The 24,434-nt window shown below is 47.5% G+C and carries 29 protein-coding genes, 1 tRNA gene and 1 riboswitch; of the genes, 6 read left to right on the top strand and 24 right to left on the bottom strand.

The features are described 5' to 3' along the window. Positions 1 to 111 precede the first annotated feature (111 nt). A riboswitch (SAM riboswitch) is annotated at positions 112 to 210 on the bottom strand. Positions 211 to 261: 51 nt separating this feature from the next. Genes T472_RS02440 through aroF form a run of 5 tightly spaced genes read right to left on the bottom strand, consistent with a single transcriptional unit; the run spans position 262 to position 5,079 of the window. Beyond that, on the bottom strand, positions 262 to 756 hold the full coding sequence (locus T472_RS02440; RefSeq protein ID WP_023383820.1) for a shikimate kinase: 495 nt from the start codon (positions 754 to 756) through the stop codon (positions 262 to 264). A gap of 5 nt (positions 757 to 761) precedes the next feature. Next, positions 762 to 1,919, bottom strand: a complete 1,158-nt coding sequence (locus T472_RS02435; protein ID WP_023383821.1) for a bifunctional chorismate mutase/prephenate dehydratase — start codon at positions 1,917 to 1,919, stop codon at positions 762 to 764. A gap of 12 nt (positions 1,920 to 1,931) precedes the next feature. Further along, positions 1,932 to 2,984, bottom strand: a complete 1,053-nt coding sequence (aroC, locus tag T472_RS02430; protein WP_023383822.1) for a chorismate synthase — start codon at positions 2,982 to 2,984, stop codon at positions 1,932 to 1,934. Then, entirely contained in the window at positions 2,981 to 4,054 is a 1,074-nt protein-coding gene (aroB, locus tag T472_RS02425) for a 3-dehydroquinate synthase (RefSeq protein WP_023383824.1), read from the bottom strand. The genes aroC and aroB overlap by 4 nt, the downstream gene beginning before the upstream one ends. Before the next feature lie 11 nt (positions 4,055 to 4,065). After that, positions 4,066 to 5,079 carry a 3-deoxy-7-phosphoheptulonate synthase gene (gene aroF, locus T472_RS02420; protein ID WP_023383826.1) on the bottom strand — a complete coding sequence of 338 codons (1,014 nt, stop codon included), beginning with the start codon at positions 5,077 to 5,079 and terminating at the stop codon, positions 4,066 to 4,068. Positions 5,080 to 5,746: 667 nt separating this feature from the next. Here aroF and T472_RS02415 point away from each other — a divergent pair. Next, entirely contained in the window at positions 5,747 to 6,229 is a 483-nt protein-coding gene (locus T472_RS02415; protein ID WP_023383832.1) for a putative immunity protein, read from the top strand. Positions 6,230 to 6,277: 48 nt separating this feature from the next. Here T472_RS02415 and T472_RS02410 read toward each other — a convergent pair whose 3' ends face one another. Then, positions 6,278 to 6,550 (bottom strand): hypothetical protein, encoded by a 273-nt coding sequence (locus T472_RS02410; RefSeq protein ID WP_023383835.1) that lies wholly within the window; start codon positions 6,548 to 6,550, stop codon positions 6,278 to 6,280. A gap of 190 nt (positions 6,551 to 6,740) precedes the next feature. Here T472_RS02410 and T472_RS02405 point away from each other — a divergent pair. Beyond that, a tRNA-Pro gene (locus tag T472_RS02405) sits at positions 6,741 to 6,815 on the top strand. A gap of 96 nt (positions 6,816 to 6,911) precedes the next feature. On the opposite strand, the gene T472_RS02400 is transcribed toward T472_RS02405, so the two are convergent. The 10 genes from T472_RS02400 to T472_RS02360 form a co-directional block, all read right to left on the bottom strand. Then, positions 6,912 to 7,148 (bottom strand): hypothetical protein, encoded by a 237-nt coding sequence (locus T472_RS02400; RefSeq protein WP_023383836.1) that lies wholly within the window; start codon positions 7,146 to 7,148, stop codon positions 6,912 to 6,914. Then, complete coding sequence (locus T472_RS02395) at positions 7,145 to 8,590, bottom strand: sodium/glutamate symporter family protein (RefSeq protein WP_207643934.1); 1,446 nt, start codon at positions 8,588 to 8,590, stop codon at positions 7,145 to 7,147. Before T472_RS02395 ends, T472_RS02400 begins: the two co-directional genes overlap by 4 nt. After that, positions 8,542 to 9,768, bottom strand: coding sequence for a lysophospholipid acyltransferase family protein (locus T472_RS02390; protein ID WP_023383838.1), 1,227 nt, complete (start codon positions 9,766 to 9,768; stop codon positions 8,542 to 8,544). The genes T472_RS02395 and T472_RS02390 overlap by 49 nt, the downstream gene beginning before the upstream one ends. Before the next feature lie 127 nt (positions 9,769 to 9,895). Continuing rightward, entirely contained in the window at positions 9,896 to 10,723 is an 828-nt protein-coding gene (gene amrS, locus T472_RS02385) for an AmmeMemoRadiSam system radical SAM enzyme (protein WP_023383839.1), read from the bottom strand. Continuing rightward, positions 10,720 to 12,105 (bottom strand): AmmeMemoRadiSam system protein A, encoded by a 1,386-nt coding sequence (amrA, locus tag T472_RS02380; RefSeq protein WP_023383840.1) that lies wholly within the window; start codon positions 12,103 to 12,105, stop codon positions 10,720 to 10,722. Before amrA ends, amrS begins: the two co-directional genes overlap by 4 nt. A gap of 36 nt (positions 12,106 to 12,141) precedes the next feature. Continuing rightward, positions 12,142 to 12,306: a hypothetical protein gene (locus T472_RS19685; protein WP_023383841.1), complete on the bottom strand. Its 165-nt coding sequence runs from the start codon at positions 12,304 to 12,306 to the stop codon at positions 12,142 to 12,144. 194 nt (positions 12,307 to 12,500) lie between these two features. Next, on the bottom strand, positions 12,501 to 13,709 hold the full coding sequence (locus T472_RS02375; RefSeq protein WP_023383842.1) for an NADP-dependent isocitrate dehydrogenase: 1,209 nt from the start codon (positions 13,707 to 13,709) through the stop codon (positions 12,501 to 12,503). 170 nt (positions 13,710 to 13,879) lie between these two features. Further along, positions 13,880 to 14,038, bottom strand: a complete 159-nt coding sequence (locus tag T472_RS02370; RefSeq protein ID WP_040906432.1) for a zinc-ribbon domain-containing protein — start codon at positions 14,036 to 14,038, stop codon at positions 13,880 to 13,882. Positions 14,039 to 14,324: 286 nt separating this feature from the next. Next, positions 14,325 to 14,684, bottom strand: coding sequence for a hypothetical protein (locus T472_RS02365; RefSeq protein WP_152975104.1), 360 nt, complete (start codon positions 14,682 to 14,684; stop codon positions 14,325 to 14,327). A gap of 113 nt (positions 14,685 to 14,797) precedes the next feature. Beyond that, positions 14,798 to 15,004: a DUF5808 domain-containing protein gene (locus T472_RS02360; RefSeq protein WP_040906430.1), complete on the bottom strand. Its 207-nt coding sequence runs from the start codon at positions 15,002 to 15,004 to the stop codon at positions 14,798 to 14,800. 231 nt (positions 15,005 to 15,235) lie between these two features. Here T472_RS02360 and T472_RS02355 point away from each other — a divergent pair, with 231 nt between their 5' ends. Further along, a complete protein-coding gene (locus T472_RS02355) occupies positions 15,236 to 15,805 on the top strand; it encodes a sigma-70 family RNA polymerase sigma factor (protein ID WP_023863276.1) in 570 nt (189 codons plus the stop codon). A 117-nt stretch (positions 15,806 to 15,922) separates the two neighbouring features. Here the strand turns inward: T472_RS02355 and T472_RS02350 are convergent, their stop codons facing one another. The 5 genes from T472_RS02350 to T472_RS02330 all read right to left on the bottom strand — a co-directional run bounded on the left by T472_RS02350 (position 15,923) and on the right by T472_RS02330 (position 21,020). Then, on the bottom strand, positions 15,923 to 17,320 hold the full coding sequence (locus T472_RS02350; RefSeq protein WP_023386871.1) for an RCC1 domain-containing protein: 1,398 nt from the start codon (positions 17,318 to 17,320) through the stop codon (positions 15,923 to 15,925). A gap of 37 nt (positions 17,321 to 17,357) precedes the next feature. Continuing rightward, entirely contained in the window at positions 17,358 to 17,831 is a 474-nt protein-coding gene (locus tag T472_RS02345) for a SixA phosphatase family protein (RefSeq protein WP_023386868.1), read from the bottom strand. 16 nt (positions 17,832 to 17,847) lie between these two features. Further along, a complete protein-coding gene (locus tag T472_RS02340) occupies positions 17,848 to 18,444 on the bottom strand; it encodes a DUF502 domain-containing protein (RefSeq protein WP_023386866.1) in 597 nt (198 codons plus the stop codon). Between the two features lie 43 nt (positions 18,445 to 18,487). After that, positions 18,488 to 19,981 carry a hypothetical protein gene (locus T472_RS02335; protein ID WP_023386863.1) on the bottom strand — a complete coding sequence of 498 codons (1,494 nt, stop codon included), beginning with the start codon at positions 19,979 to 19,981 and terminating at the stop codon, positions 18,488 to 18,490. A gap of 79 nt (positions 19,982 to 20,060) precedes the next feature. Beyond that, on the bottom strand, positions 20,061 to 21,020 hold the full coding sequence (locus T472_RS02330; protein WP_023385752.1) for a PstS family phosphate ABC transporter substrate-binding protein: 960 nt from the start codon (positions 21,018 to 21,020) through the stop codon (positions 20,061 to 20,063). Positions 21,021 to 21,499: 479 nt separating this feature from the next. On the opposite strand from T472_RS02330, the gene T472_RS02325 reads away from it, so the two are divergent. The 3 genes from T472_RS02325 to T472_RS19490 all read left to right on the top strand — a co-directional run bounded on the left by T472_RS02325 (position 21,500) and on the right by T472_RS19490 (position 22,298). Beyond that, positions 21,500 to 21,784 (top strand): hypothetical protein, encoded by a 285-nt coding sequence (locus T472_RS02325; RefSeq protein WP_023385749.1) that lies wholly within the window; start codon positions 21,500 to 21,502, stop codon positions 21,782 to 21,784. A gap of 174 nt (positions 21,785 to 21,958) precedes the next feature. Beyond that, complete coding sequence (locus T472_RS20055; RefSeq protein WP_023385747.1) at positions 21,959 to 22,099, top strand: hypothetical protein; 141 nt, start codon at positions 21,959 to 21,961, stop codon at positions 22,097 to 22,099. Beyond that, on the top strand, positions 22,071 to 22,298 hold the full coding sequence (locus T472_RS19490) for a hypothetical protein (RefSeq protein ID WP_152975103.1): 228 nt from the start codon (positions 22,071 to 22,073) through the stop codon (positions 22,296 to 22,298). Before T472_RS20055 ends, T472_RS19490 begins: the two co-directional genes overlap by 29 nt. A 102-nt stretch (positions 22,299 to 22,400) precedes the next feature. On the opposite strand, the gene bfr is transcribed toward T472_RS19490, so the two are convergent. The 3 genes from bfr to T472_RS02310 all read right to left on the bottom strand — a co-directional run bounded on the left by bfr (position 22,401) and on the right by T472_RS02310 (position 24,417). Then, the gene (bfr, locus tag T472_RS02320; RefSeq protein WP_023385744.1) at positions 22,401 to 22,865 is read right to left on the bottom strand and encodes a bacterioferritin; all 465 of its coding nucleotides are present in this window, start codon (positions 22,863 to 22,865) and stop codon (positions 22,401 to 22,403) included. Positions 22,866 to 22,914: 49 nt separating this feature from the next. Continuing rightward, the gene (locus T472_RS02315; protein ID WP_023385742.1) at positions 22,915 to 23,259 is read right to left on the bottom strand and encodes a carboxymuconolactone decarboxylase family protein; all 345 of its coding nucleotides are present in this window, start codon (positions 23,257 to 23,259) and stop codon (positions 22,915 to 22,917) included. A 108-nt stretch (positions 23,260 to 23,367) separates the two neighbouring features. After that, a complete protein-coding gene (locus T472_RS02310) occupies positions 23,368 to 24,417 on the bottom strand; it encodes an LCP family protein (protein ID WP_160319110.1) in 1,050 nt (349 codons plus the stop codon). Between the last annotated feature and the right edge of the window lie 17 nt (positions 24,418 to 24,434).

Raw genomic sequence — 24,434 nt, 5'->3', positions numbered from 1 at the left:
GTGTTTCCTTTTCCAAGCATGTCTCTTATCTTCATTCGTTTCCCTCTCCCCTTTTACTTGCGCATATCATTATAAAAACACTCCGCCTGTTGGCAGAGTTCAATCACGACATTCTCATCTCCCGGCCATAACCGCTGGATTTGGCACCACGCCTTAAGGCAGGTTGCCGGATTTCACAGGGCCAGTTCCCTCCATCGCTCTCGATAAGCAGACATCTGTCCGCGTCAAGTATATGTTTTTACAAGATTATATACAAATTGCTCATACCCTGTCAAGAACATTGACAGCATTCTTCAAGGTTTCGTCCGCACTTCCTGCATTGTCCAGGACTATGTCCGCATAGAGCCTGTACAGGGAGATCCTTTCCTCATGGAGCCTCCTGATGCGTCCGGCATCATCCTTCAGGAGAGGCCTTCCGGAGAAATCGGTCCTCTCAAGAATGGTATCCACAGGGGTGTCAAGGAAAACGACCTTGCCGCTTTCCTTCAGAAGGCTCATTCCTCCCTGCCTGAGGATAGCACCGCCTCCTGTAGAGATCACAGTATTTTCAAAGGAAGCTGCTTTCCTGCAGACTGACTCCTCGATGTCCCTGAAGTGGCTTTCGCCTGATTCCCTGAATATGTCGGGTATGCTCCTGCCTGTCTCCTCCTCGATCATGCAGTCGAGGTCCCTGAAATCCATGCCCAAGATGTCTGCAAGCCTCTTCCCTATGGTTGTCTTCCCGCTTCCGGGCATACCTATCAGTATGATGTTCATATTATTCAGGCACCCCCGTCAGCCTTGTAGCTTCCAAGTATCCTGAAGCTTTCGCTGTTCTCTATGAGCTCCGCCACCACATCATCCATGTTCCCGTAGGCAAGGCTTCCAGTGAAATCTGTGAAGAACCTGTACTCCCAGCCCTTCCCGGCAACCGGCCTGGATTCGATCTTCAGGAGGTTCAGTCCTCTCGACGTGAAGCAGGACAGCATCCTGTGGAGGCTTCCTACCTCATGCCTCAGTGTGAACATGACGCTTATCTTGTCGCTGCCTTTTCTTGACTCCATTGCCTTTGACACTATGACGAACCTTGTATGGTTGTGTTCGTTGGAATTTATCCCTTCTGCAAGTATTGCGAGCCCGTAGATCTCAGCTGCACGCCTGCTTGCTATGGCAGCCTTGGACACATCCTTCGATTCAGCTACCTTCTTGGCGCTCTCAGCAGTATTTTCCATGATGTTCCGCCTCCAGGCAGGGTGCTTCGCAAGGAAGCCCTCCGACTGCAGGAAGCCCTGTTCATGGGAATAGACATCCGTGACAGCATCAAGGGACGAGCCTTCCGGTGCCATGAGGCAGTGTCCTATCCTAATGGTCTTTTCACCGACCATGTAGCAGTTGTATTTTGTCATCAGGTCGAAGACCTGCACGATAGAACCTGTTGAGTTGTTCTCTATGGGCAGTACTCCATAATCAGCATCGCCTCTGTCGAGCGCCCTGAACACATCCTCGAAGGTTGTGACATTTGTCTTCCTTACTGTATCTTTGAAGAAGCTGATGCATGCTTCCTCGCCATAGGCACCAGGCTGTCCCTGGTATACGACGGAAGGGTCTGTGACCTCATCCCTCATGGCTGCCATGGCAGACCTGTAGGAATTGTAGTCGGGGTGCACCCCGGGGCCCATCAGCATGTGCTGCTCGTGCCTGCTGTGGCTCATGAGCAGCTCGAAGAACCTGGTGGCACCTGATTCAAGCCCCGTACCCCTGACCTTCTCAATCTTCTCCTCAAGGAGCTGCTTCTCCCTCAGAGGGTCGAACACCTGCATGCCACGTGCCTTCTTGTATTCCCCTATCCTCCTTGCCACATCCATGCGCCTGGCATAGAGGTCAAGGAGCTTCTCGTCTATCTCGTCTATTTCACTTCGCATAGCCCTCAGTTCATCCATTGAATCCACCTCCTAAAGTCCAAGCACCTCGCAGATCGCAAGTGCAGCTGCCGCCTCGATTACAGGTACCGCCCTGTGAACTATGCACGGGTCATGTCTTCCTTCAATGGCAATGTCTGAATCCTCCAGCGTCCTCATGTTCATTGTCTTCTGAGGAAGCCCTATGGAGGAAGTGGGCTTTATCACTACCGAGAATACGACCGGCATGCCGTTTGTTATTCCGCCGTTGATACCGCCGTTGTTGTTGGTTGTAGTCATTACCATGCCATCCCTGTACTGGAACGGGTCGTTTGCCTTGCTTCCCCTCATCCTCGCCAGGTCGAAACCTGTACCGAATTCAATTCCCTTGACTGCCGGCACTGCGAACATGTTGAGTGACAATACGCTTTCCACGCTGTCCCTTCCCGGGGTACCCTTGCCGGCTGGAATTCCTGAGATCACGCACTCTATTATCCCGCCTACTGAGTCATGCTCATCCTTAGCCTTCCTGATGGCCTCCTTCATGAGCTCTCCCCTTGTGTCATCAATCACAGGAAATCCCTTACCTGCAACTCCTTCAAGTATCGAAGGGTCTTCTTCAGTGAGCCTTGACGGGATATCCTCTATGCCCGCTATCTCCCTGATCCTTGCCATTACCGTTACTCCAGACTCCTTAAGCACAAGCTTTGCGACTGCACCCGCGAAAACAAGAGGTGCCGTGATCCTTCCTGAAAAATGCCCGCTTCCCCTGTGGTCATTATATCCCTGATACCTGATATAGCCTGAATAGTCTGCATGACCAGGCCTTGCGAGGACCTTCATTGGCTCATAGTCCCTCGACCTTGTGTCGCTGTTCTCGATTATCCCGCATAGCGGCGTACCGGTTGCCTTTCCCTCGAATACCCCGGAAAGGATCTTAACTGAGTCAGCTTCCTTCCTGGGAGTCGAGAGGTCATTCTGGCCAGGCTTCCTCCTGTCCATTTCACCTGTTATGAAATCCATGTCGATGACAAGACCTGGCTTTACTCCCTCAAGAACCACTCCAATCGCAGGTCCGTGGCTCTCCCCGAATATCATATGCTTCATCCTTCAACCCTCCCTAAGAGCTCCATGAGGCTTGCTGTGTCCATTTTCCTGATGACTGCCTTCCCAATATCCTCTATGAATATCAGGTTTATCATGCTGCCTTCCGCCTTCTTGTCTACACCGACAGCCTGTGCGTACTCGTCAAGCCCTATTTCAATTGATTCAGGCAGTCCGTACATCCTGATCAGGCTTCTAAGCTTGTCGGAACATCCCTTCTCTGTAATTCCTGTCTCTTCTCCGATTTCAGCTATCTTTACCATACCTGCAGCTACAGCCTCTCCGTGGGTGTACCTTGAATATCCACCAGATTTCTCGTAGGCGTGACCAAGCGTGTGCCCGAAGTTAAGGACCATCCTTCCGCCCTCATCCTTCTCGTCAGCTTCGACTATCCTTCTCTTGATGTCTACGCAGGTGTATATTACATCCTCTATCTCCGACATTATTCCCGACCTTCCGCCTAAGCTGGAAAGTCTTCTGAACAGGTCTGCATCCTCGATCGCCCCGTACTTTATGACTTCTGCCATGCCGTCTGAGAACACCCTGTCAGGAAGGGTATTAAGGCAGTTGGTGTCTATCACCACTGCCTTAGGCTGATGGAAGGCACCTGCAAGGTTCTTTCCTGCCTTAAGGTTCACCGCTACCTTTCCGCCCACTGAGCTGTCTACCTGTGACAGGAGTGTCGTCGGTATCTGGACGAAATCGACACCCCTAAGGACAGTTGCGGCCACGAAGCCTGCAAGGTCCCCGACAACTCCGCCTCCAAGTGCGACTACGATGTCCTTCCTCGTAAGGCCGCCTTCAAGAAGCCTTTCGCAGACCTCAGAGTATACCTCCATCGACTTGCTTCCTTCACCTGGCTCCACTGCAACAGTGAACAGGTCAAAACCCTCATCCTTAAGGCTCTGCCTGACCCTGTCACCATAGAGGGCATCAACGCTCCTATCGGTTATGATTGCCGCCTTGTTTCCTCTGGCAGCAAACCTTACTGTCCTGCCGACCTGACTTAAGGTATCTGAACCAATTTCAATCATGTATTCTTTTCCTGGAAGTCTTACCTCTAGTGTCTTCAAGCTAAGGCCTCCTACATTCCCGGATGGAAAGCCTGCACAAGCGGGAATGACTTCTTCATGAAATCGTCGAACTGTTTTGGGTTCAGGCTCTGCTGACCGTCTGAAAGCGCATGCTGAGGGTCGTTGTGAACCTCGATCATGAGTCCGTCAGCTCCTGCAGCTATTGCAGCAAGGGCAAGTGACTCTACCATCCAGCTCATGCCTCCGGCATGTGATGGGTCTACTATTATGGGGAGATGGCTCATCTTCTTTATGGCAGGTATGGCGCTTATGTCCAAAGTGTTCCTTGTAAAGCTCTCGAAGGTCCTTATCCCTCTTTCGCAGAGGATGACATTGCTGTTTCCTCCTGCCATGATGTACTCCGCTGACATGACCCATTCCTCATAGCTGTTGGAAAGTCCTCTCTTGAGCACTACCGGCCTTGACATCTTTCCGACTTCCTTGAGGAGGTCGAAGTTCTGCATGTTCCTTGCTCCTATCTGGATGACATCAACCTTCTCCTCGAAGATCTCGCAGAGCTTCGGGGACATTATCTCGCTTACTATCGGAAGCCCTGTTTCAGCCTTTGCCTTGAGCAGCAGGTCAAGCCCCTCAACCTCTAGTCCCTGGAAAGAGTATGGCGAGGTCCTTGGCTTGTAGGCACCGCCTCTAAGCATCCTTGCCCCTGATGCCTTTACCGACCTTGCAACAGATATTATCTGGCTCTCGCTTTCAACAGAGCACGGACCTGCTATTACGGCGAAGTGACCTCCGCCTATCTTCACACCTTCAACATCAACTATTGTGGATTCAGGATGGAACTTCTTGTTTGCAAGCTTGTATGGCTCCTGCACCCTCAGGACCTTCTCGACATGGTCCATAAGCTCCAGTGCGCCGATGTCAAGAGACTTTGTGTCACCGATGAGTCCAAGGATCGAACAGCCTATTCCATTCGTTACTCCAACCCTGAATCCCATGTCATTGAATTCCTCGACCATTGCGTTAATATCCTCTAGACTTGTTCCCTGCTTCAATATCAATACCATTGTTGCTTCTCCCCTTATTCTTCAAATTTGAATGTTCGCCGCTTATTATGATCAGTCAAAAGCCCTGGGCGGCTTGTAGAGCCTTTTGGAAAACTCGCGGCACCAAAAGGCTGTCTTTACCTTCCTGTTATCTGAAAATGCCACAATACCTTCTGCCATCAAGCTTCCTCCTTTTTCAAAATAAAATGCACGAGGCCCCATTGCATAATACAATGAGGCCTCTGCCCCTTCCTTTCATGGAAGGGCATCCATGCTTATGGTCCGTCGTATCAGACCCTCATCGTATTTTCACCATCAAAACCAGCCCAGACCATAAAATAGCCAAGGCTGAATATAAAGGCGAAAAATACTGAAGGACTGGTCAAACGTCTCATGTGCATCACTCCAAATGTGGTTTATCCCATTATAGTTTCCTTATTCGGAAAATTCAACACATTTCTTTGCCTGAACGAAAAAAATACGAAAAATATCATGTCAATCAGGCAAATTCTTCGTGAATAAGATCACACTGACCATTACTTTCGTATGTCAGCAAGTCATCCGGAGGAAGATTAAAATAATCACTTGTGGTTGGATTATAATAGGGATGGGATGGTAATCCCTGATTTTCAGGTTGAGGGACAGATTTGTCAAAACATACTGAATATAAACAATCGGAGGCATATCCATGAAGGACAGGAAAGACAGCTATTTGGGCGATGTCGGGATAATTAGGAAGATTGACGACATCCCGGAGCTTAAGGAAGAGCTAATCGCAATATTTGACACCAAATGCCATAGTCACAAAGCGATTTCGAACTACTCCATTCTGCTCGCTGAGCATGTCCTGGAGATTACCGGCATGGAGACCGATGATAATATTAATGAATGCTTCGATGTTATCAGGAAATGGCAGGAAGGCAAGGCGAAGTTCCAGGATGCAAGGAATGTGGCCTTCAGGATGCATGCTCTGGCACGCGAGGAAAGGGATCCTGTGAGGGCAAAGGTATACAGGGTATTCGGGCAGGTTGCAGCTACCCAACATGTCAAGAGGCATGCCCTTATCGCATCTGATTATGCTGTCAAACTCATTAACCTTCTGCATCCGAAGGATATGGAGGAAGTGAGGAAGGAAAGGGATATCCAGATAGGTCTCATGAAGAGGATATAGTAAGCAAAAATCTCCACGCTTTGTATGCATGGAGATTTTTGAAGAACATTATCCTCTTTTTCTTAGCTTAAGCCAAAGGGCCTTGATGTTTTCAGGTCCGTAAATGAGTATTGCACATCCGATTGCCGCTATTATCGCGAGCATAAGGAAAGCGGTGGCTATGAGCTCAAGCCCGACAAGTGACGAGGTGGATCCAAGCTCCAGGAACAGGTACCTTATAACGATATTGCCATCAGGGACAGCGTCAAGGTAAGCCACATACCTTTCCATGAGCGATAGTGACAAAAGACCTAGTATGATTCCAAAAAGGTTTTTAAGCATTTTCCCAACTCCTTACCGACCTATATTATTCCTACTTGACCTTGAAATCAATAGGATAATGCAATTTTAAGAATGACAACGCTTACCTTTGCGATCCCATTTTCAACATTTGTCCCATTTGTCCAGGCCTTCTATTTTGGTCAAAAAAGTTGACGGATGCGGTGGAAGGCCATATAATAATATTTGTCGTCGGGGTGTAGCGCAGGGGTAGCGTACTTGACTGGGGGTCAAGGGGTCGCAAGTTCAAATCTTGTCACTCCGACCATGACATGAAAAAACAGCCTATATTGGCTGTTTTTTCATGTCCTTTTTTTATGTTCCCCAAAGTCCAATAAGTATTCAATGAAGGACAGGAAAGAGCTTATCTCCCTATGAGGTGCAGTGCCTTCTCAAGGTCTTTCCTGTTGACATAGACATAGTATGTCCTTAGGAGGTCAGGGTCAACTCCGAAGGTTCCTGTACGTCCCCTGCCCTCCATATTGCTGACTACCTTATAGGTATGGTATATTCCATCGGCCGCCAGGTCGTTCATGACCCTGTTGAAGTCGTTCATGCTGGCTCCTACGAACACTTCCCTTTTGTTCCAGAACATTATCATATCTTTTCCTCCAATTCCGCTGTTATTTCTGCCTTTGCCTTCCTTGTCATGAACAAATGGAGAAATCCCATATATGCTATCATGAGACCAAGCGTCACGAATGCCGTTAAGGGAGACCGGGGTGCCAGACCGATGAGGATCAGCATAGGTGCTCCAAAGATTATGGCAAAGCTGCTTCCGCCAACCAGGTTGTTTGCCGCAGGCGTTTCAAAATACGGGTCCATTTCCCTGAGGAGGAGTATCCCTGAGCTTATGGTACCGGTCATCATCCCGTACATGCCAAGCAGACCTTCGTTCTCATAACCAGGATATATCTTTTTGCTCATCCAGAGAAGGTAGTAAAGCGTGGCTATCGCTCCTGCTGCCGACATGAGGATGAATGGGAGCCACAAGCCTGAGAGGTCCATGATGTCTATGGAGCCTATCCCTGCAACTATCATGAGGTCAAACGCCATTCCAGAGATCCTTGAGAGAAGGTAGCTGTTCTGGTACTGGAGCCTTATCACTTTTCTCTGCTGAAGCCTCTTCATGATTGTCTTGAGCAGGATGGCAAGAGCTGAACCTACTATGAAGTTGAAGCCCCAGAGAAGCGATGAAAGCGTATCAGCAAGTGAGCTCGAGAGTCCTGCAAGGAATGAAACAAGTCCCCTTGTAACCAGGTATGTGGCAAGGTATACGAGGAATACCAGAGCTATCTGTACTGAGAGCCTGTCAATTGACTCTGAGATCGGCATCTCATTGTCATCCTGGAACATCTCTATTGTAACTGACCCCGATATCTCCTCATAGGTCTGCCTCCTGAAGACGCCTTTCCTTGCAAGGGCGTTGAGATAGATTATCCCGACAATGCAGGCTGAAAGGTAACCTGCGGCTGCAAGGGACAATCCGAAGGACCTGCCTCCGACGAAGCCAAGTGCCTCGTAGGCGGTACCCACATTGTTCGCCTGCCCGGGACCCTGGCCGTAGCCCATTGGGAGAAGGACTCCGGCTGCCTTGAAAAATCCCGGCATTATGGTATAGGAAAGTCCCAGTGAAATGACAAGTCCCAGTATCCCCTGCAGGAGATATGAGCTTACTATTAGTGCGCCTGTCTTTGGCATGGCTCTGGCACCCTTTCCCCTGGTGTCGTCTGCTGCCCTTAGTGACAGTGCTATGAAGCCTATTGCTATACCATGGTAGGTTATCTTCTCAAGAATGCCTGATTCAATCCCAATGATTCCTGTGACCCTTGAGATGAGCAGTATGAAGCCTGCAAGCACCGCTGTGGGCATAAGTGTGTTACGTATCAGTGTAACCCTCTGTCTCATAACATTTGATAATAGAAGTATTCCTGATATTATTCCAAGCTGGACTGTAAAGCTCCAGAGTCCGTTGTTTGCCGATGAGAAATCCACTATAGGTCCCTCCCCCTTGTTGTCCTGTACAGCAAAAGATACTTCCATGCGTTGAATACTTTATTACTCTTGAGTTCATAGTTCACCCTGTCACAGGAGAACACCAGGTCCTGGCTCCCATGTATGGCCATGTCTGGTATGGAGGATATTGAAAAGGAAGATCCGCCTATCCGAAGGTTCCCGGAATCCATGCCTATTGTCCCGCCTGAATGGAACACCCTTACATGACCGGACCCTATAGTATACAGATTTACCTCATCATCAGAGAATATGATTCCGGAGTCGGCCAAATCGATCAGGCTTTTCACTTGTTTCCTTTGCCACATGTCCCAGTCAGTGACAGACTCAAATGGAATGTCAACGCCATGGAGCATGCCGAAACTGTCCACGGTGACCTTAAGACCACAGCTGCATCTTAATGTGTCATCTTTACTGATCATGCTTCCTGCCGCCTTACACCTTGGACACAGGAACAGGACCCTTTCCATATGCTCGGCGAGGTTCTTCCCCCTGTATTCGGACCTTTCAATCCGCTGTCTCAAGCAAGCGTCCTCGTATAGGTCATTCCTTATTGCTTCGTTGACCTCCTGTACCGTCATTGACTGGATAGCAACCGGATCATAGACATTTACAATCCCAGCCTTCATCCTTCCTTTCCTGAAGGTATCGCTCCATCTGGGACTTGTCAGGTAACCACCCTCGATTCTGAAGGTGACAAGGGAAACACCTGCATTCTTTGCAAGCTTTCCTATGACGGGCTCGATCCTCTCAGTCCTTCCTGAGAATGACCTGTCTCCTTCAGCGAAGATTGCAATGCTGTGCCCTGTCCTGATCCTATCCAGCACCTCTATGGCGGTACCTGCAGCCGTTGCCCCCTTGAATATGGGTATGGGTGAAGCAAGAGCTTCAATTACCCGGGATGGCAACCCCCAGCTGAAGATATGCTCGCTTGCAACAAAGTACATGTGGTCCGTTATTCCAAGCGCTATTATGATCGGGTCCCAGTTCGTGGTGTGGTTTGAAAGCAGAAGGAACTGTTTTCCTATGGATTCCTCCCTTGTCTTCAGACTCAGCCTTCTTTTTACAATAGGTCTCAGGATCCTTCTCAGCACCCTGTATACTAAAACATGCCTTCCGTTTCCTCTGACCGGCATTACTCCCACCCTCAGTCCATATATGGCTTTAACAGGCCATTCCAGCTCATTTTCAGCCTCTCCCCTAATCATATATTCTTATAAGGTTTCTGTACATCATTCAAATGTTATGTTGTAAAAAATATATGTAAATTATCTGGGATATCAAAAAAACACGGCTGTCCGTGACACCGTCGGTATCCTGGCCAGCCGCCATTTCCTATACATTTCCTTCATGGACATATTCAAGCTTTTCGCGTGCTATTGCAGCAAGTCTGTATACCGTATCCACCGGGGTTGGTGGTCTGTCAGTCATCTTCCAGGCCGGGAAGAACCTGGTCACATGCAGAGGTATCCTCCTGTCCACCGATGCCAGCCATGATGACAGCTCCCTCATTTCATTTTCGCTGTCGTTAAGTCCCGGGATAATGAGCGTCGTGACCTCCACATGGCTTTTCTTTGAAGCAAGCTCTATCGACCTCTTGACGGGTTCTAGCTTCCCCCCAACCAGCTTGTAGAAATCCTCAGTGAATCCCTTCAAATCGATGTTCCATGCATGTATCGCCGGCAGAAGCTCAAGCAGAGGTTCTTCGTTGACATATCCGTTTGTCACGACCACATTCTTGAGCCCTTTCTCAACTATCAGCCTTGAGCAGTCCCTGACGAACTCAAATCCGATGAGCGGTTCGTTATAAGTGTAAGCAAGGCCTATGTTCCTGTTCTTCACAAGTTCCTCTGCCTTCTTCACAAGCACCTCAGGCGACGTATGGCCTTCACCCTCAGGTACGAAGGACTGGGATATCGACCAGTTCTGGCAGAAGGGGCATCTGAGGTTGCACCCATAGCTGCCCACTGAGAGTACCTTCATCCCCGGATGGAAGTGTGCCAGAGGCTTCTTCTCTATGGGATCAAGGGCAATCGAGGACACCCTTCCGTAATTTATCGCAATGACCTTCCCGCTGATATTTGCCCTGCCCTTGCAGAAGCCTGTCTGACCTTCCTCCAGGCTGCAGCCTCTCGGACATATGGGACACCTTATTGCACTCATGTATGTCTCACCACCTCAAAACGCTGGATCCTGTAGGTTTCACCTTTCGAGATTCCACCTTTCTGAAGTGCTATGTCTATCTGCTGAAGCGGTGAGTTCACTCCTTCAAGATTTGGGAGAAGGAGACCTCTCCTCATGCCTTTGCTAACGATGACCCCATATCTCTTTTCGTCAAGCTCGCTTACGGATTCGACATCCTCTGCTTCGCCCAGGACGTCCACGCTGTATACAAGTTCATCGAGCTCATTTTCAGTGACGCGATCGAACCTTGGGTCCTCTACGCCCGCACTTACCGCATTCCTTATTATCTCTTCAGCTATCGATCCCGTTACACCCTCTATGGTGCCTATGCAGCCTCTGAGCCTTCCGTGCTTCTTCAGAGAGACAAACACTCCAGCACGCCTTTCAGTAAGCTCCTTCGGCAATCCCTGAGGCATCTTCAGCCTTTTTCCTGTCTTGAGGTAAGTCTCCAGTGAAAGCCTTGCAAGCTTTACGAACTCGTCTTCTCCTGCCTTCTTTTCCTCAAGTTCCTTCTTCGCGTTCTCCTCATAGACTTCAACGAAGCGTCTTGAAGGATCCTTTCCTTTCACAACAAAGCTAGCCACTGCGTAGCCTACACCAAACGGTCCTTCATAGGAAAGGAGCCTTGGCTCGATTTCCATCCCGTCCAGCGCTCCTGCCATTATCTGGAATGACCTCAGTCCGCACTCACCTGCATTTTCACACAGGTGCTCGTCGATATCGAGAAGCCTCAGGAAGTCTCCTGCTGCGAAAGCTTTGGTTGCAAGCTCGTCGAAAACAGGCCCTTCCTTCATGAATCCGTATGGACCGTCCTCCTTGAGCCTGTGTGACAGGTCTCCGCTTGCCACAATGACAACCTTTCTGTCAAGCTCTTCCACTGCATCCTTTATACAAATACCGAATCTGTAATGCTCTGCAGGTGAAAGGCCTGATATCCCTATCCTTATCGCCTTGAAGCCCATGCAGGTCTTCGTTATGAAATGGAGGGGCACCATTGTTCCGTGGTCCAGTTCCCTGGTCCTTTCACCAAGGGTTCCAGCTGGGATCTTCCTTTCGTCAGCCTTCTTCTCAATGCTTTTCACAAGCTCGGTATCATACTCGACCTCATACCTCTCCCTTGAAGCCCCGAATGACCCGAAGTCACCCTTTGCCTTCACTCCCGGAGAAATATGTATGTAGTCAGAGTACATGATCGAATGGGGCGATATGAATATGATGGTATGTGGCATGATCTCAGAAATCTTCCCTGCAACGCTGCGGTAAGCATCGATTGTCGCCTGTATCTTCTTTTCCTCGCCTCTTCCAACAGATGGAACTATAAGAGGCGGATGTGGGACTGCAAATGCAGCTGCTATGGACATTTCCATCCCTTCTTTCTTGATAAGCGGGCTACATGATCATCTCTTAAGCAACAGGGCTCCAGTCACTCCAAGTGCAATTCCACCGATGATCAGCGCAGGCATCGCTTCACCCTGACCGGTAAAATAAAGTATGGCATTGTATATTATGAGTGTGAAGCCTGCACTCATCAGAACATGTCCGAATTTTCTCTTTGCTTTCATATATCCTCCATTGGGTAACCAATCTCACCCTCAACTACATAATACTCCTGACGATTTTACAATAGAATATTCAAGTTCACTTTTTACATTGTATTCATTTTTATCATCGTATATGTCCACTGCATTCCTTGTGTTTACATGACAAGAGGATGGCCTCTGCCATCCTCTCTGTAACCATGTCATAATGCTTATCCTTATAGTGCCTTTTCAAGCCTTTCCTTAATAGCTACTAGGAAAGCCTTTGTGGTGACTACCTTCTTGTCCCCTTCAGCGAGTATGGCAAGGTCCTTGGTCATTATGCCGTCCTCAATGGTGTCAAGTGTTGCCTTGTCAAGCCTGTCGCAGAAATCTACGAGGTCAGTAAGCGAATCCATCTCCCCTCGCTTCCTAAGTGCACCAGTCCATGCGAACAGTGTCGCAACAGGATTGGTAGAGGTCTCCTTGCCTTCAAGGTGCTGGTAGTAGTGCCTTGTGACTGTGCCGTGGGCTGCCTCATACTCGAAGAAGCCTTCAGGCGAAACAAGGACCGATGTCATCATGGCGAGACTTCCGAATGCTGTAGCAACCATGTCGCTCATGACATCCCCGTCGTAATTCTTGCATGCCCAAATGAATCCGCCTTCGCTCCTTATGACCCTTGCCACCGCATCATCAATCAGAGTATAAAAGTACTCTATCCCTGCTTCCTTGAACCTGGACGCATATTCAGCATCGAATATCTCTTCGAAGATATCCTTGAACCTGTGGTCATACTTCTTTGAGATGGTATCCTTTGTCGAGAACCACAGATCCTCCTTTACATCGAGCGCATAGCCAAAGCATGACCTTGCGAAGCTCTCTATCGAGCTGTCGGTATTGTGCATTGCCTGCAGTATCCCGTTGCCATTGAACTCATGGATTATCTCTTTGGTGACATCTCCGCTTTCTGATGTGTAGATAAGCTCTCCTCTGCCTTTTCCGGAGGTCTTTATCTCGACTCCCTTATAGACATCCCCATAAGCGTGCCTTGCTATGGTTATAGGCTTCTCCCAGGTCCTTACGAAGGGCTTTATGTTTGATACGATGATCGGTTTTCTGAAGACTGTTCCGTCAAGGATTGCCCTTATGGTTCCATTTGGGCTCTTCCACATGTGCTTGAGCTTGTACTCTGTCATCCTCTGGGCATTGGGCGTGATTGTCGCGCACTTTACTGCGACACCATATTTCTTGGTTGCAAGGGCTGCATCGACTGTGATCTTGTCATCAGTCTCGTCCCTTTTCTCAAGACCCAGGTCATAATACTCTGTCTTGAGCTCGATGTATGGTTCAAGAAGGATATCCTTGATGTCCTTCCATATTATCCTGGTCATCTCGTCCCCGTCCATCTCTACAAGCGGGACATTCATAAGTATTCTCTCAGCCATCGGTTTACTCTCCCTCACATGATTAATAATACAAATTATAACCTATAAGAACAGATTTTTGGATACTTTATCTTATAATATGCTAAATTTCTGACAGAATGTCAGAAATTACCTTCATAAAAGATTTTAAGCAAAATAAAAGCGGAAGCTTACGCTTCCGCTCGAAGATACTATCTTCTGTTGCCGCTCTGTGCCTTCTTAGCTCTTCTGCAATCCGGGCATCTTACAGGATCATTCTCGAATCCCTTTTCCTTGTAGAATTCCTGCTCACCTACTGTGAATACGAACTCCTGGTTGCAGTCTCTGCATACGATCTTCTTGTCTGTCAACATATTTGACTTCCTCCTTGACTACAGTTACTTCTTCGGATTTACTGAGCCAAGGGGTTCAGGAAAATACTACTTGATTAACTGTATTTTTTATTTTTTCGTCCTCTTCGGACAAATACAACTATATCAGAAAACCTTGTCAAATGAAAGTGCTTTTTGCGATTTTCGGGTATGTTTACGTGAAAATAACATGAAATTACCTTCATGATATTATACCCTCTTTACATACACATGGAATATGCAAACAATACAGCCAAAAACACCTGATAAAGAAACACTTTCACATTCAATAAAGCATCGAAAGTATGTACGTCACTGAGAGTGCCAGATAGTAGGCCCAATCCTTCTTGAACCTGGCAAGAATAAAAAGAAAGACAACAAGGACTGCCGTCTTAGAAGCGATAACCGCAAGCGGCAGCTTGAACAGCGCAATCCCGAGGGACAGCATGATTGCTCCTGCTGGTATTGAAATAAGCGCTGCTTTTGCTATATCGTTCCGGCCCTTTCTGCAATATATAAGGTACAATACCGTCATTATAAGTGCGAAGACCGGTCTCGTGGCTACAGTAGGATATGGATGCCCGATAATTGGAATGGAGATCCCAGCTATCACAGTATGGAACAGGGCATACGCAATGTAAGCCACTGACATGGCTGCAAGTGAAGCAAAAACTACAATAAGCCCTCTGACCAGTTTCTTTTCGACATATCCATCTCATTACCTCAAACCCTTCAAATTAAGAATCGCTGCCAGGCCTTTTAGTACGCTGACGTAAACCAGGTAAGGAACAGGAACAGTACCACCATGAACACCCATGACAGTGGGTTCGCCCAATTGAAGGTCCTTCCTCGTCCGATTGCCTTCGGTACTATGAGGTTCCCATCCTCCTTGTTGAAGTACAGGAACGTATTCTTTTCTTTCCTGTATTTGTCGATCTCATCTATGGTCCATATACGTTTTGCCATGGTGCACCTCTTTCTTCCTTCCCTTGAATTATATATTCTGAAATGTTTTGCGGCAAGGTAAGACATTCCCAGGAAACCTCTCCAAAAGCAAAAAGTAAATATTTCCATATCTCTTGTGAATTTTTAGAAATTCCTATATTTCTGTAAATATAAAGCAAAATGATTAGTGGTGCCTGTGCCATTGGTATGCTTCAAGCATATTTTACTAGTAGAAAACAGGGAGGGATGTTGATGGATATGGAATGTCTGAAGAAAGCCCGTGAAGGCAGCAAAGCGGATATGGAAAAAATAATATTAAGCTTTGAACCGCTGGTTATCAAAGAATGTAAAAAAGTTCACATCAAGTACCATGACTTCAATGACTTGAAGCAGGTGGCGAATATCGGAATCATCAATGGCGTAAGGTCAATTACCGATGAAAAGGCAAGCCTCGCTTCTGCATATCTGAAGAAATGCATTCAGAATTCACTGAAGTATGAAGCCAGAAAGTATCTCGGGAAACCTAATCTGTCAAGCATAGAAGACAAGGATACAGACGGCATCCCTCTCACGGAGAAGCTTGTCTCATCTGATGACACGGAGAGTCAGGTGCTGAGATTCGAAGACAGCATGCATCTCAAGGATGCTTTCGATACCCTGACTCCCAAGGAGAAGGAGATCCTGAACATATACATGTGCGATGATTATGGCGGACTCAAGAGATGCTCCGACATTTATCACGAGGACTACAGGCACATCAGGTACCAGAAGGACAAGGCGATTAAGAAGCTTAGGACAGCAATAGGAAACAAGCTGAACTGACAATATAAAGGAGAGAAGGTCTCAGAGCAACCGACTGAGACCTTCTCTCCATTGCTTGCCTCTGTCAAGCCACATTTGCCATGAGTTCCCGGTAAATGCGGCCATATTCAGAAACCACTAGAAAATCATGTAGATTACGTATATCACAAGAAAATACAGGCATGCCGGTACAGATAGTATCACAAGGGCTGACCTCTCGTCGTCCTTCAATATTGAGAATACTGCGAGACCTATCGATACCAGCGGCAGGATATACATCGACCAGATGAATGGGAGAAGCACAAGATGAAGTATCATGTTTTCTCCCCAGCCTGCATACAGGATGTTCAGCATGGTGAAAAGAAGGCCATAAATGATAACAGCTGCCGCTATCTTGAATGAGGCCATCCCTAGCCTTGTGTCGGGGATTCCGAAATAAATCTCATCCCGATACTTTTCTGACTTGAACCATTTCACGGCCAGAGCAGCCAGCGCAGCCAGAAACAACATTGATACAAGCATTGCCGCTGCCCCTCTGTAGTCCTTCCTCACTGGAATACCAGCAAGAACACCAGAATTCACCTCAATGAACCTGCCCTGTTCAGTAAATATCACGGTCCTGCCGTACCCGTCCGCCATAAGCTTTGCTTTCTCGGAGAATGGAAGTGCAATGTCAGGAAGCCTTTCCTCTTTCCAGTCCCATAGCAACAGCTTACCCTCTGAAGTCAGTGCAGCTGTGTAATTTGTTCCGGCTGAAACCTTGACAACATCTTCAGAAGTCTCATGGATCTCAATATCCTCATACCCCTCTCCCCTCCAGGAGACTACCCTTCCATCATCTGACAGACCTGCTATATGTGCATTGGAAGGGTCAGCGGAGATCATGGTAACTCCCGCAGGGATTTTGGGGCTGACAAGGCTCCCCTGCTCCTTTCCGAAAGCAAGACCTACGAGATAGCTTGAATAGACCTTTCCACTCTCTGAAAGGGATACGAAATACTCATATTCTGCATCAGCTGATATAAGCGAGTCGTTCTCTGGCTCCTGGAGTGTAACCACCTTCTTCTCATTGGCAGAGAATCCCCAGGCTATGATCGTACCGCTTGCGGTTTTTGCGAGAGAAAACGTATCTCCTGCTGATACGTCCTGAATGACCTCACCCTGAGGGAAACCAGGGGTCTCAGTCTGTCCGAAATCATTTGAACCCCATAGGAGCACTGTCCCCTTATCTGTAAGGGCTATGGAATGGGAAGTTCCCGCTGCGATGTCGACTGCTGTCTCCCCTTCAGGGATTGGCGGGATATCCAGCTGACTTCGGGCGTTGCTCCCCCAGGCGAATATTGCCCCCTTCTCTGTCAGTATCAGTGTGTGGGAGCCTCCAACTGAAATTGCCTTTACCTTATCATCCGGAGGAATCACCGGTGCATCTTCCATGACCTTCACTCCGTCAGGCACTACCGAAAGTGCGGAAACAGGGATCCCTATCATTGCTGAAGATAGGATAATGGATAATATTGCTGCGACAACCTTCCTCATATGACAACTCCTGTACTGTATTTCTTATGATTCACATTCAAAGTTCCTTCAATCCGTTCTTTCCGAGCACCCAGACAAGCTTTCCCTTAAGGGACTTCAGCGATTCAACGTGTATTAGGGCAGCTCCGCTCTTGTCAAGCTTAACAAGTGTCCCTGTCATGCACTCGCACCATTCGTCAAGTGAAGGTGCGTGTCCCGCAGCGATCAGCACTCCAGAGGTCTCCTCCTTCAGCTCTTTGCTGAATTCCTTGAAGTCTCCTGAGGCTATGCACTCATGAAGGGTTGCTTTGTCGGTTTCCAGAACCTCTGAAAGTATTTCTGCAGTCTGGACCGCCCTTACCATGGGACTGGACCAGATGATGATTTTGTCCTCAGCAGCTATCTTGTGTTTGACAAACCTTGCCGCTTCCCGGACCTTCTCTTTTCCTTCCTGTGTCAATTCCCGGTCCCGGTCAGATTTTTCAAAGCTCTTTTCCTCTGCACTTCCGTGCCTGAAAAGGATTATTTCCATTTCAACAACCTCCTCGTTAAGCCTTCGGCAGTTCATCCGGAACTACCATTCCTGCGCTTACTATAAGCTTCAGCCCTTCCTCAACCGACATGTCCAGATAGATTATCTCCTCCTCAGGTATAAGTACCAGCATACCTGAGGTCGGATTAGGTGTCGTAGGCACAAATACGTTTATCAATTTGGCTGATGTCTTCTCCTGAATCTCTCCCCTGCATTCACCAGTCAGGAACCCGATAACGAAGATCCCTTTCCTAGGGTATTCTATAAGGACAACCTTGCTGAACATGTGCTTGCCATTCACAGAAAAAGCATCGATGATCTGCTTGATTCCAAAGTATACCTTAGGAACCACAGGGATGTTCTGCAGTATCTTCTCCCCGTAGTGAAGTAGCTTCTGCCCTATGATGTTTGACATTAGAAAGCCTGAAGCGAATATGAGAAGTACGCTTGCAACCAATCCGACTCCAGGAAGTCTCCTGCCAACTATCCATTCGATGAAAAGACCCATGAATCCATACAGCTGCCTGAACAGGAAATAAATCAGGTATACAGTTCCAACTATCGGGATAAGTGTGAAGAATCCTCTCAGGAATATGTGCCTTACTTTTTTCAAGATGCTTCCCTCCAGTGCTTGATGATGCCATCATTTCCTAGTTTTATTTATTGTATATGGCTATGTTCTCGAATCCCAGGTCCTCATAAGGTATCCACAAGTTAAGGACACCAAGGTTCACGTCATTTTGCAGAATATTGACATATATCCCGTTCTCATCGAAATAGAACTCATTATCCTGGACACTGGCCTGATCTCTATTCAATCCGGCAGTATCAAGGATTTTCCCCGTGTAGTCAAATCCATCAATGAATATATCCTTCAAAAGCATGTCCTTACCTGTGGTAAGGTCGATATTGACGAATATCCTCGAGACCTTCTCATTCCCTTGTTCATATGACAGGTCCATGAACACGACACAAAGGTATCCGCCCTTGTTCATGATGACCTGTACATCATGGTTCATGCTTCCATAGTATCCTGCAGGGTCAGTTTTTTCATGTGCCTTTGCCCTCTCTATGAATCCTTCATGATCAAGCCTGCTTGTCGCGAGTTCATTCAGCCTGTCGAGTATCCCTTTGTCACTTATTCCGTAGAACTTACCGTTTATTATGCTTATTGCATAGGTTGCACCGAAGTCCTGGAACACGCTTTCCGGTATGTACTCCACTACGTTAGGAAGCAGTTTCCGCAGCCCTTCCTTATGGAACAGATTCCCAGAAGACATGTACCTCTCGAATATCGCGAGATCGTCCCCGATTTCATTAAGAGGAATGATTATGGACAGAGGGTAATCAAGGCTCATGAATTCATCGTTCTTCTCATCGAGGATGATCCTGACACCGGACAGGTCGAATGAAAAGCTCTGGTCCTCCCTGATGCCTTTGAACGGACCGCTGAGAAAGCCGGAATCCGGGTCGTCAAAGTTGTTTTCAATGATGTACATGATTATCTTTTCATTGAGGTATTTCTCATGGTTGAAGTCATTTCGGAAAAGGTCCGCAAGCTCCAGCTTTTCTCCTGTGGTCAGGTCAAATCCCACTGACCTGAATTTCTGCACGTAGGATATTCCGTTCGCCTCAGGATATTCAGCATATGCATAGTAGTCAATGAAAAGCACATTGGCGCAGCTATAGATGACATTTGTGCTGATATTAATCCCTGTTACCTTCTGCCCTTCGTTACCTCCGCTTCCAAGGGCTTCAGCCTTTACCTGGTCCATGATCTCGATGAGGGTATTCCCTATTTCAGTATTTATCTTCTTCTCTATCTGAGATGACTTGAATCCACTCAAGGAATCCTTATTTACCATTATGTCCGTACCGTCTAGCTTTGATGTTTCTTCAATCCTTCTGATTTCTATGCCGTTGGACATGACAAATCTTCTGCTCTCGTATGGTATCTTCTCAAGTGTTTCAGTTCCGGGCTTCCACTCATCTGGAGCCTCCGGCACTTCAGGTTCAGCAGGTGCTGTGGTCTCTTGAGTTGCTGAGGGCGCGACTGTCGCTGATGGAATAGTTGGGTCCGAAGGCTCCCTCCTGCAGGCAGCAAGACCAAGCAGCAACAATATTAAAGATGCGGTAGCTATCCTTTTCATAAACATTGGAGTTCGGAGACTCGTGACTTCAGTCATGAGAGGAGAACTCCATTACACCCCTTTCGTTCGATGTCTGCTCCTATCTCAGCGGTACATAGCCGCTGTCCTCGGATACCTTCTGTCCATCACCTGAAAGTATCCATTCAAGAAGATCCCTTGCACCTGAGTCCTTTGCCTCGGTCTTCTTCAGCACGGCATAGTAAGCACTGGTATATGGATATGCGTCGCTGCTGATGTTCTTGTTGTCAGGCTCAACCCCATCCACCTTCACGAACTTTATTGTGTCCTTGCTGTACATTGAATTGGCGTAGTAATATACGGAATATCCTATTGCCTTGTCCGAATTGTCATATGCCGCAATGACCTCAATAAGGCCTGACATATCTGCAGGTTTCAGTTCAACCGGAGCCTTTGCGATTTCCAGCCCCTTCATCACCTGGCTCAGCATAAGGGTCTGGCTCCCTGAATTGTCAGGTCTCTGGTAGGCTATGATCTCCTTGTCAGGACCACCTATATCCTTCCAGTTCACTATCTTTCCCTGGTAAATGTCCTGTATCTGCTTTTGTGTAAGCACATCGACCGGGTTATCCACATTGATGAGGAAGACGAACGCTTCCTTGACTACAGGAACGACCTCAAGTTCAATGCCCTTGTCTTTTGCCATCGTTAGCTCTTCCACCGATGGTTCCGTTACAAATATGATATCAGCCTTCCCATCCATGAGATTAACATAGGCATTATGGGTTGTATTGTGTTTGATGAAGGCCTTAGACTCAGCTTCTGACAAACCAAGCAGCTCTGATGCAAACCCCTGAGACAGTGGGATCGTAGCTGTAGAGCCATCGACCCTGGGGTATGTATCCATTGTGAAGTCTGGCTTCTTTACCGTTGGCGCAGCCGTAGAGGTTGGTGACGTGGTTGCTGATGGCTCTGAAGCAGCAGTTGGTACCAGGGGTTCTTTGCCTGTACATGCAGTAAGCATGATTATGGCTGCTGCCGCTGCCGCTATCATTGTTCCCTTATTGATATTGATTTCCATTTTGAATCCCTCTTTTCGCGAATGGGCCCATTCACTCATATTTCAAATTCCCCAAACAAAAAGCCGACCTTTCGGTCAGCCAAAATCTGAGGAATGCCCTAATGCGCTCCGCATATCATGGCTCCGTAACTTCATTGTCTATATCCATCATATCATTTCCTATTTCTTATTAATATACCTACAGTGACATGAAAAGCCATTAAATGGACCGTTCTTGCAGATTCCAGGTGAACGGAGTGTTAAATTCCTGATGAGGGTCCCATAGGAACCCATGAGGTAGATCGGGATATGATGCAGTGCTAAAATCATGTTAGGAGATGTCTCGCTGAGGGACTAAAGCTGTAATCTGTAATACTGCAGCAGCATTTTATCCGCGTTTTGCATTTTAGGACCGCAGCTTGAAACTTTGCTGCTTTTAAAAAGAAGAGGATGAGAAATGTGACGTACATGAAGAAACTGTCTGCGTTCATTTTGGTCTTTTGTTCATTGCTTCAGCAGCTTCTGTTCCTGTCCAGGCTGCACCAAAGACGAGTGTCGGAATATCGATAAATGTAACAAAGGATGTCGAGTGGATAAGCGACGCAACCTCATTCAGCGGTGTAGCATGTAAGGACAACGTCAAGTTCAAGGAAGGAACTATTCCAGAAAGAAAGCCTCTGGTCCTTTCGAATCTGAAGGCAGGAACCTATAGGGTTGAGGAGCTTCCCGGGGAAGGATATGAAAATCTGTCCATAACACCTCCAATGGCAATCTCTGCCAAGTGAACCAGCACGTTCGCTGTAATTAACAGGAAACCTTCAGCACCTCCGCCTGTCGAAACCTTCCGCTATCTGGCGCTTGGCGGCTCCATTGCTACTGGTACTAGCTCAAGGGGAACTACCATAAGCTGCGTCACCACATTCTACAATCACCTTAAGACCATATACCCATATGCCGCCATGAGAGACCTGGCAGCCGACAGTGATGATTCTTCAGAGCTTCTTGATAAGCTGACAGTATCCCCCCATATTCATGAGATCATCAAGGCTGATGTCAAAACGATAAGCATCGGTGGAAACAACATCATATATCCAGGGTAAATGCTTCGTTAATGGTGTCACAGACTCCAATTATAAAATCGCAGATATACACAGGCTTTTCCTGGAGAATTATGCCGAAAAGTATCTGATGGGTAAGGTTACCTATTTCTACCCGAGCGTATGGCTAAAGTTCATGAGAGACCCCCATCCTGGTCAGACAGGCGAAAACCTTATGGGAACAACGATGATCGCCGCTTAGTAGCAAACGAGTTACTACTCCATGACAGCAGGGATATTGCATTTGACTCCAGCACTATATGAAAAATTAAAGGATCAGCCGCAATTTGGCTGATCCTTTACTCTATACCTGAGTAGTAAGGAATATCGGAAGTGTCATATGGCTTATCTGGTCCTGAAGCTCTTCGATTCCATCAAGGTGCCTGTCCTCGTCTCCAAGGATGCTTTCCAGAAGCTCCCTCGTCGCGAAGTCCCTGACTTCTCCTGCAAGGATTATTGCATCATTGTAAGCCTTTATGGCCCCAATCTCTGCTGCGTTATCGCTTGCGAGCTGCTTGTTGACGTCGCTTCCGATCTTTATCGGAGCCAGATTGCTGACTATCGGTATCCCTTCAAGGAAAAGTATCCTTCCGATCAGCTTTTCAGCATGCTTCATCTCATCGATGGCGCGTTTTTCAAAATGCTTGTGCAGTTTCTCATAGCCCCAGTTTGCACACATCTCCGAGTGGACCATGTACTGGTTGACAGCACCAAGTTCATCAGACAGCAGTGCATTGAGCGCGGCAAGAAGTTCAGGATTTCCTTTCATTTTCATCCCCCTTTTCACGAAGTGACAATATAATGTTTCTGATCTTTGGCTATTTTTCCTGTTCCTTTATGATATCCCTTAATATGAGCAGCCCTTCCATTGTCTTCGGAAAGCCGGAGGTAGGTGCCACAAGGAGTATCGCATGTTCGATCTCCTCTCTGGTGCAGCCTGCCTTCAATGCCTTAAGTATATGTGTCCTTAATGCATACTCGTACTGGCCTTCGGTTGAAAGCGCAACCTTTATAAGCCATCTCGTCTTTTCATCAAGTGGTCCGCCCTTCTCGTGGACAAGTTCACCATACCTGCAGTATGCTTCGTAGATCTCACCATGGTTCTTCACAAGATATTCAAGGTTCTCCCGTATTACTTCACTGTTTTCAACCTGCCTGTCCATTATCATCCCTCCCTTTCCCCTAACCTGATTATACTACCCTCAGTGTCTGAAGTTCCTCTCATCGGAGCAGTTCAGGGATAATTAACATATATAACACTTTGTTCACAGTCAGTCTTCAAAGATCAGGTCATGAAGCATTTCCCTGTTCCTCTGGAGATTAATGGATATGACGCTCCTGCCGTCCTTGTCTGCATATTTCCATGTGTTGTCGAAGGGTATCCTGCTGTTTACAGCAACCAGGTCCTTTGACTTCAGGATGTCAAGTCCCAATGACAGCATCGCATCCGGAGTAATGTTGGTTTTGGCATGCTTGAATACGTTATTCAGGAGTGCTGGCAGCTTCAAGGGGCTCAGGTCGGTCCTTACCTTTGAATATATCGCCATCAGCACTTCCCTCTGTCTCCTTGTCCTGCCGAAATCACCGTCTCCAGTCTTCCTGTTCCTGCTGTGAAGGAGTGCCTGCTCACCGTTTAGCCTCTGCTTGCCGTCTCTGACTTCAACCTTCACTGAACTGCCTGCATTGATGAACTGCGCCTCTTTTTTAGTCAGATTGACTTCAACCCCGCCAAGCTCATCAACTATGCTCTCAAAGCCTTCGAAATTCACCAGGACATAGTTCTGTATATCCAGCCCGAAGTTCCCGTTCACAGTATTGATGAGGAGACCTATTCCTCCGTATGAGTAGGCTGCATTTATCCTGTTGAAGCCAACTCCTGGAATGCTTATCCATACATCCCTCATGAATGAGACGAGACTTATCTTTCCTGTCTTCGTGTTATACGATACGAGAAGGCAGCTGTCAGACCTTCCATTACCTTCTTCGCCTTCCCTCAGGTCAGTTCCGACAAGCATGATGTTCAGGACATCAGGGTCTATCCTCTCCTTTTTATATATTGGCACATCCTCAGACCCTATGATATCCACCTCATAATCAAGGTCAATGTCATGAGGCGTACCATCTATCTCATCAAGCGCAGGAGTCTCCGGTGACACAGTAGGCGCAGGCCCGTTGTCAACTATCTTTACCGGATCCTTAGAAAGGTTCAGTGTCCTCAGGTAAAGGTACCCTGCCGTACCAGCTGCAAGGAGCGTTAACGCAAGAATTACGATCAAGACCTTTCTGCCAAAGTGTCCGCCTTTATTACTATTTCCACCCATATCTTTATCTCCAATTG

This window comes from Youngiibacter fragilis 232.1 (assembly GCF_000495435.3).
GTDB lineage: Bacteria > Bacillota > Clostridia > Clostridiales > Clostridiaceae > Youngiibacter > Youngiibacter fragilis.
Note: the sequence above shows the minus strand (reverse complement) of the source record. Positions and strands in the feature narration are given on the sequence as shown.

Coding starts and splice junctions, on each gene's coding strand:
- T472_RS02440 (WP_023383820.1), bottom strand. CDS start 756: ATGAACATCATACTGATAGGTATGCCCGGAAGCGGGAAGACAACCATA.
- T472_RS02435 (WP_023383821.1), bottom strand. CDS start 1,919: ATGGATGAACTGAGGGCTATGCGAAGTGAAATAGACGAGATAGACGAG.
- aroC (WP_023383822.1), bottom strand. CDS start 2,984: ATGAAGCATATGATATTCGGGGAGAGCCACGGACCTGCGATTGGAGTG.
- aroF (WP_023383826.1), bottom strand. CDS start 5,079: ATGGTATTGATATTGAAGCAGGGAACAAGTCTAGAGGATATTAACGCA.
- T472_RS02415 (WP_023383832.1), top strand. CDS start 5,747: ATGAAGGACAGGAAAGACAGCTATTTGGGCGATGTCGGGATAATTAGG.
- T472_RS02410 (WP_023383835.1), bottom strand. CDS start 6,550: ATGCTTAAAAACCTTTTTGGAATCATACTAGGTCTTTTGTCACTATCG.
- T472_RS02400 (WP_023383836.1), bottom strand. CDS start 7,148: ATGATAATGTTCTGGAACAAAAGGGAAGTGTTCGTAGGAGCCAGCATG.
- T472_RS02395 (WP_207643934.1), bottom strand. CDS start 8,590: ATGGAAGTATCTTTTGCTGTACAGGACAACAAGGGGGAGGGACCTATA.
- T472_RS02390 (WP_023383838.1), bottom strand. CDS start 9,768: ATGATTAGGGGAGAGGCTGAAAATGAGCTGGAATGGCCTGTTAAAGCC.
- amrS (WP_023383839.1), bottom strand. CDS start 10,723: ATGAGTGCAATAAGGTGTCCCATATGTCCGAGAGGCTGCAGCCTGGAG.
- amrA (WP_023383840.1), bottom strand. CDS start 12,105: ATGTCCATAGCAGCTGCATTTGCAGTCCCACATCCGCCTCTTATAGTT.
- T472_RS19685 (WP_023383841.1), bottom strand. CDS start 12,306: ATGAAAGCAAAGAGAAAATTCGGACATGTTCTGATGAGTGCAGGCTTC.
- T472_RS02375 (WP_023383842.1), bottom strand. CDS start 13,709: ATGGCTGAGAGAATACTTATGAATGTCCCGCTTGTAGAGATGGACGGG.
- T472_RS02360 (WP_040906430.1), bottom strand. CDS start 15,004: ATGGCAAAACGTATATGGACCATAGATGAGATCGACAAATACAGGAAA.
- T472_RS02355 (WP_023863276.1), top strand. CDS start 15,236: ATGGATATGGAATGTCTGAAGAAAGCCCGTGAAGGCAGCAAAGCGGAT.
- T472_RS02350 (WP_023386871.1), bottom strand. CDS start 17,320: ATGAGGAAGGTTGTCGCAGCAATATTATCCATTATCCTATCTTCAGCA.
- T472_RS02345 (WP_023386868.1), bottom strand. CDS start 17,831: ATGGAAATAATCCTTTTCAGGCACGGAAGTGCAGAGGAAAAGAGCTTT.
- T472_RS02335 (WP_023386863.1), bottom strand. CDS start 19,981: ATGAAAAGGATAGCTACCGCATCTTTAATATTGTTGCTGCTTGGTCTT.
- T472_RS02330 (WP_023385752.1), bottom strand. CDS start 21,020: ATGGAAATCAATATCAATAAGGGAACAATGATAGCGGCAGCGGCAGCA.
- T472_RS20055 (WP_023385747.1), top strand. CDS start 21,959: ATGAGAGACCTGGCAGCCGACAGTGATGATTCTTCAGAGCTTCTTGAT.
- bfr (WP_023385744.1), bottom strand. CDS start 22,865: ATGAAAGGAAATCCTGAACTTCTTGCCGCGCTCAATGCACTGCTGTCT.
- T472_RS02315 (WP_023385742.1), bottom strand. CDS start 23,259: ATGGACAGGCAGGTTGAAAACAGTGAAGTAATACGGGAGAACCTTGAA.
- T472_RS02310 (WP_160319110.1), bottom strand. CDS start 24,417: ATGGGTGGAAATAGTAATAAAGGCGGACACTTTGGCAGAAAGGTCTTG.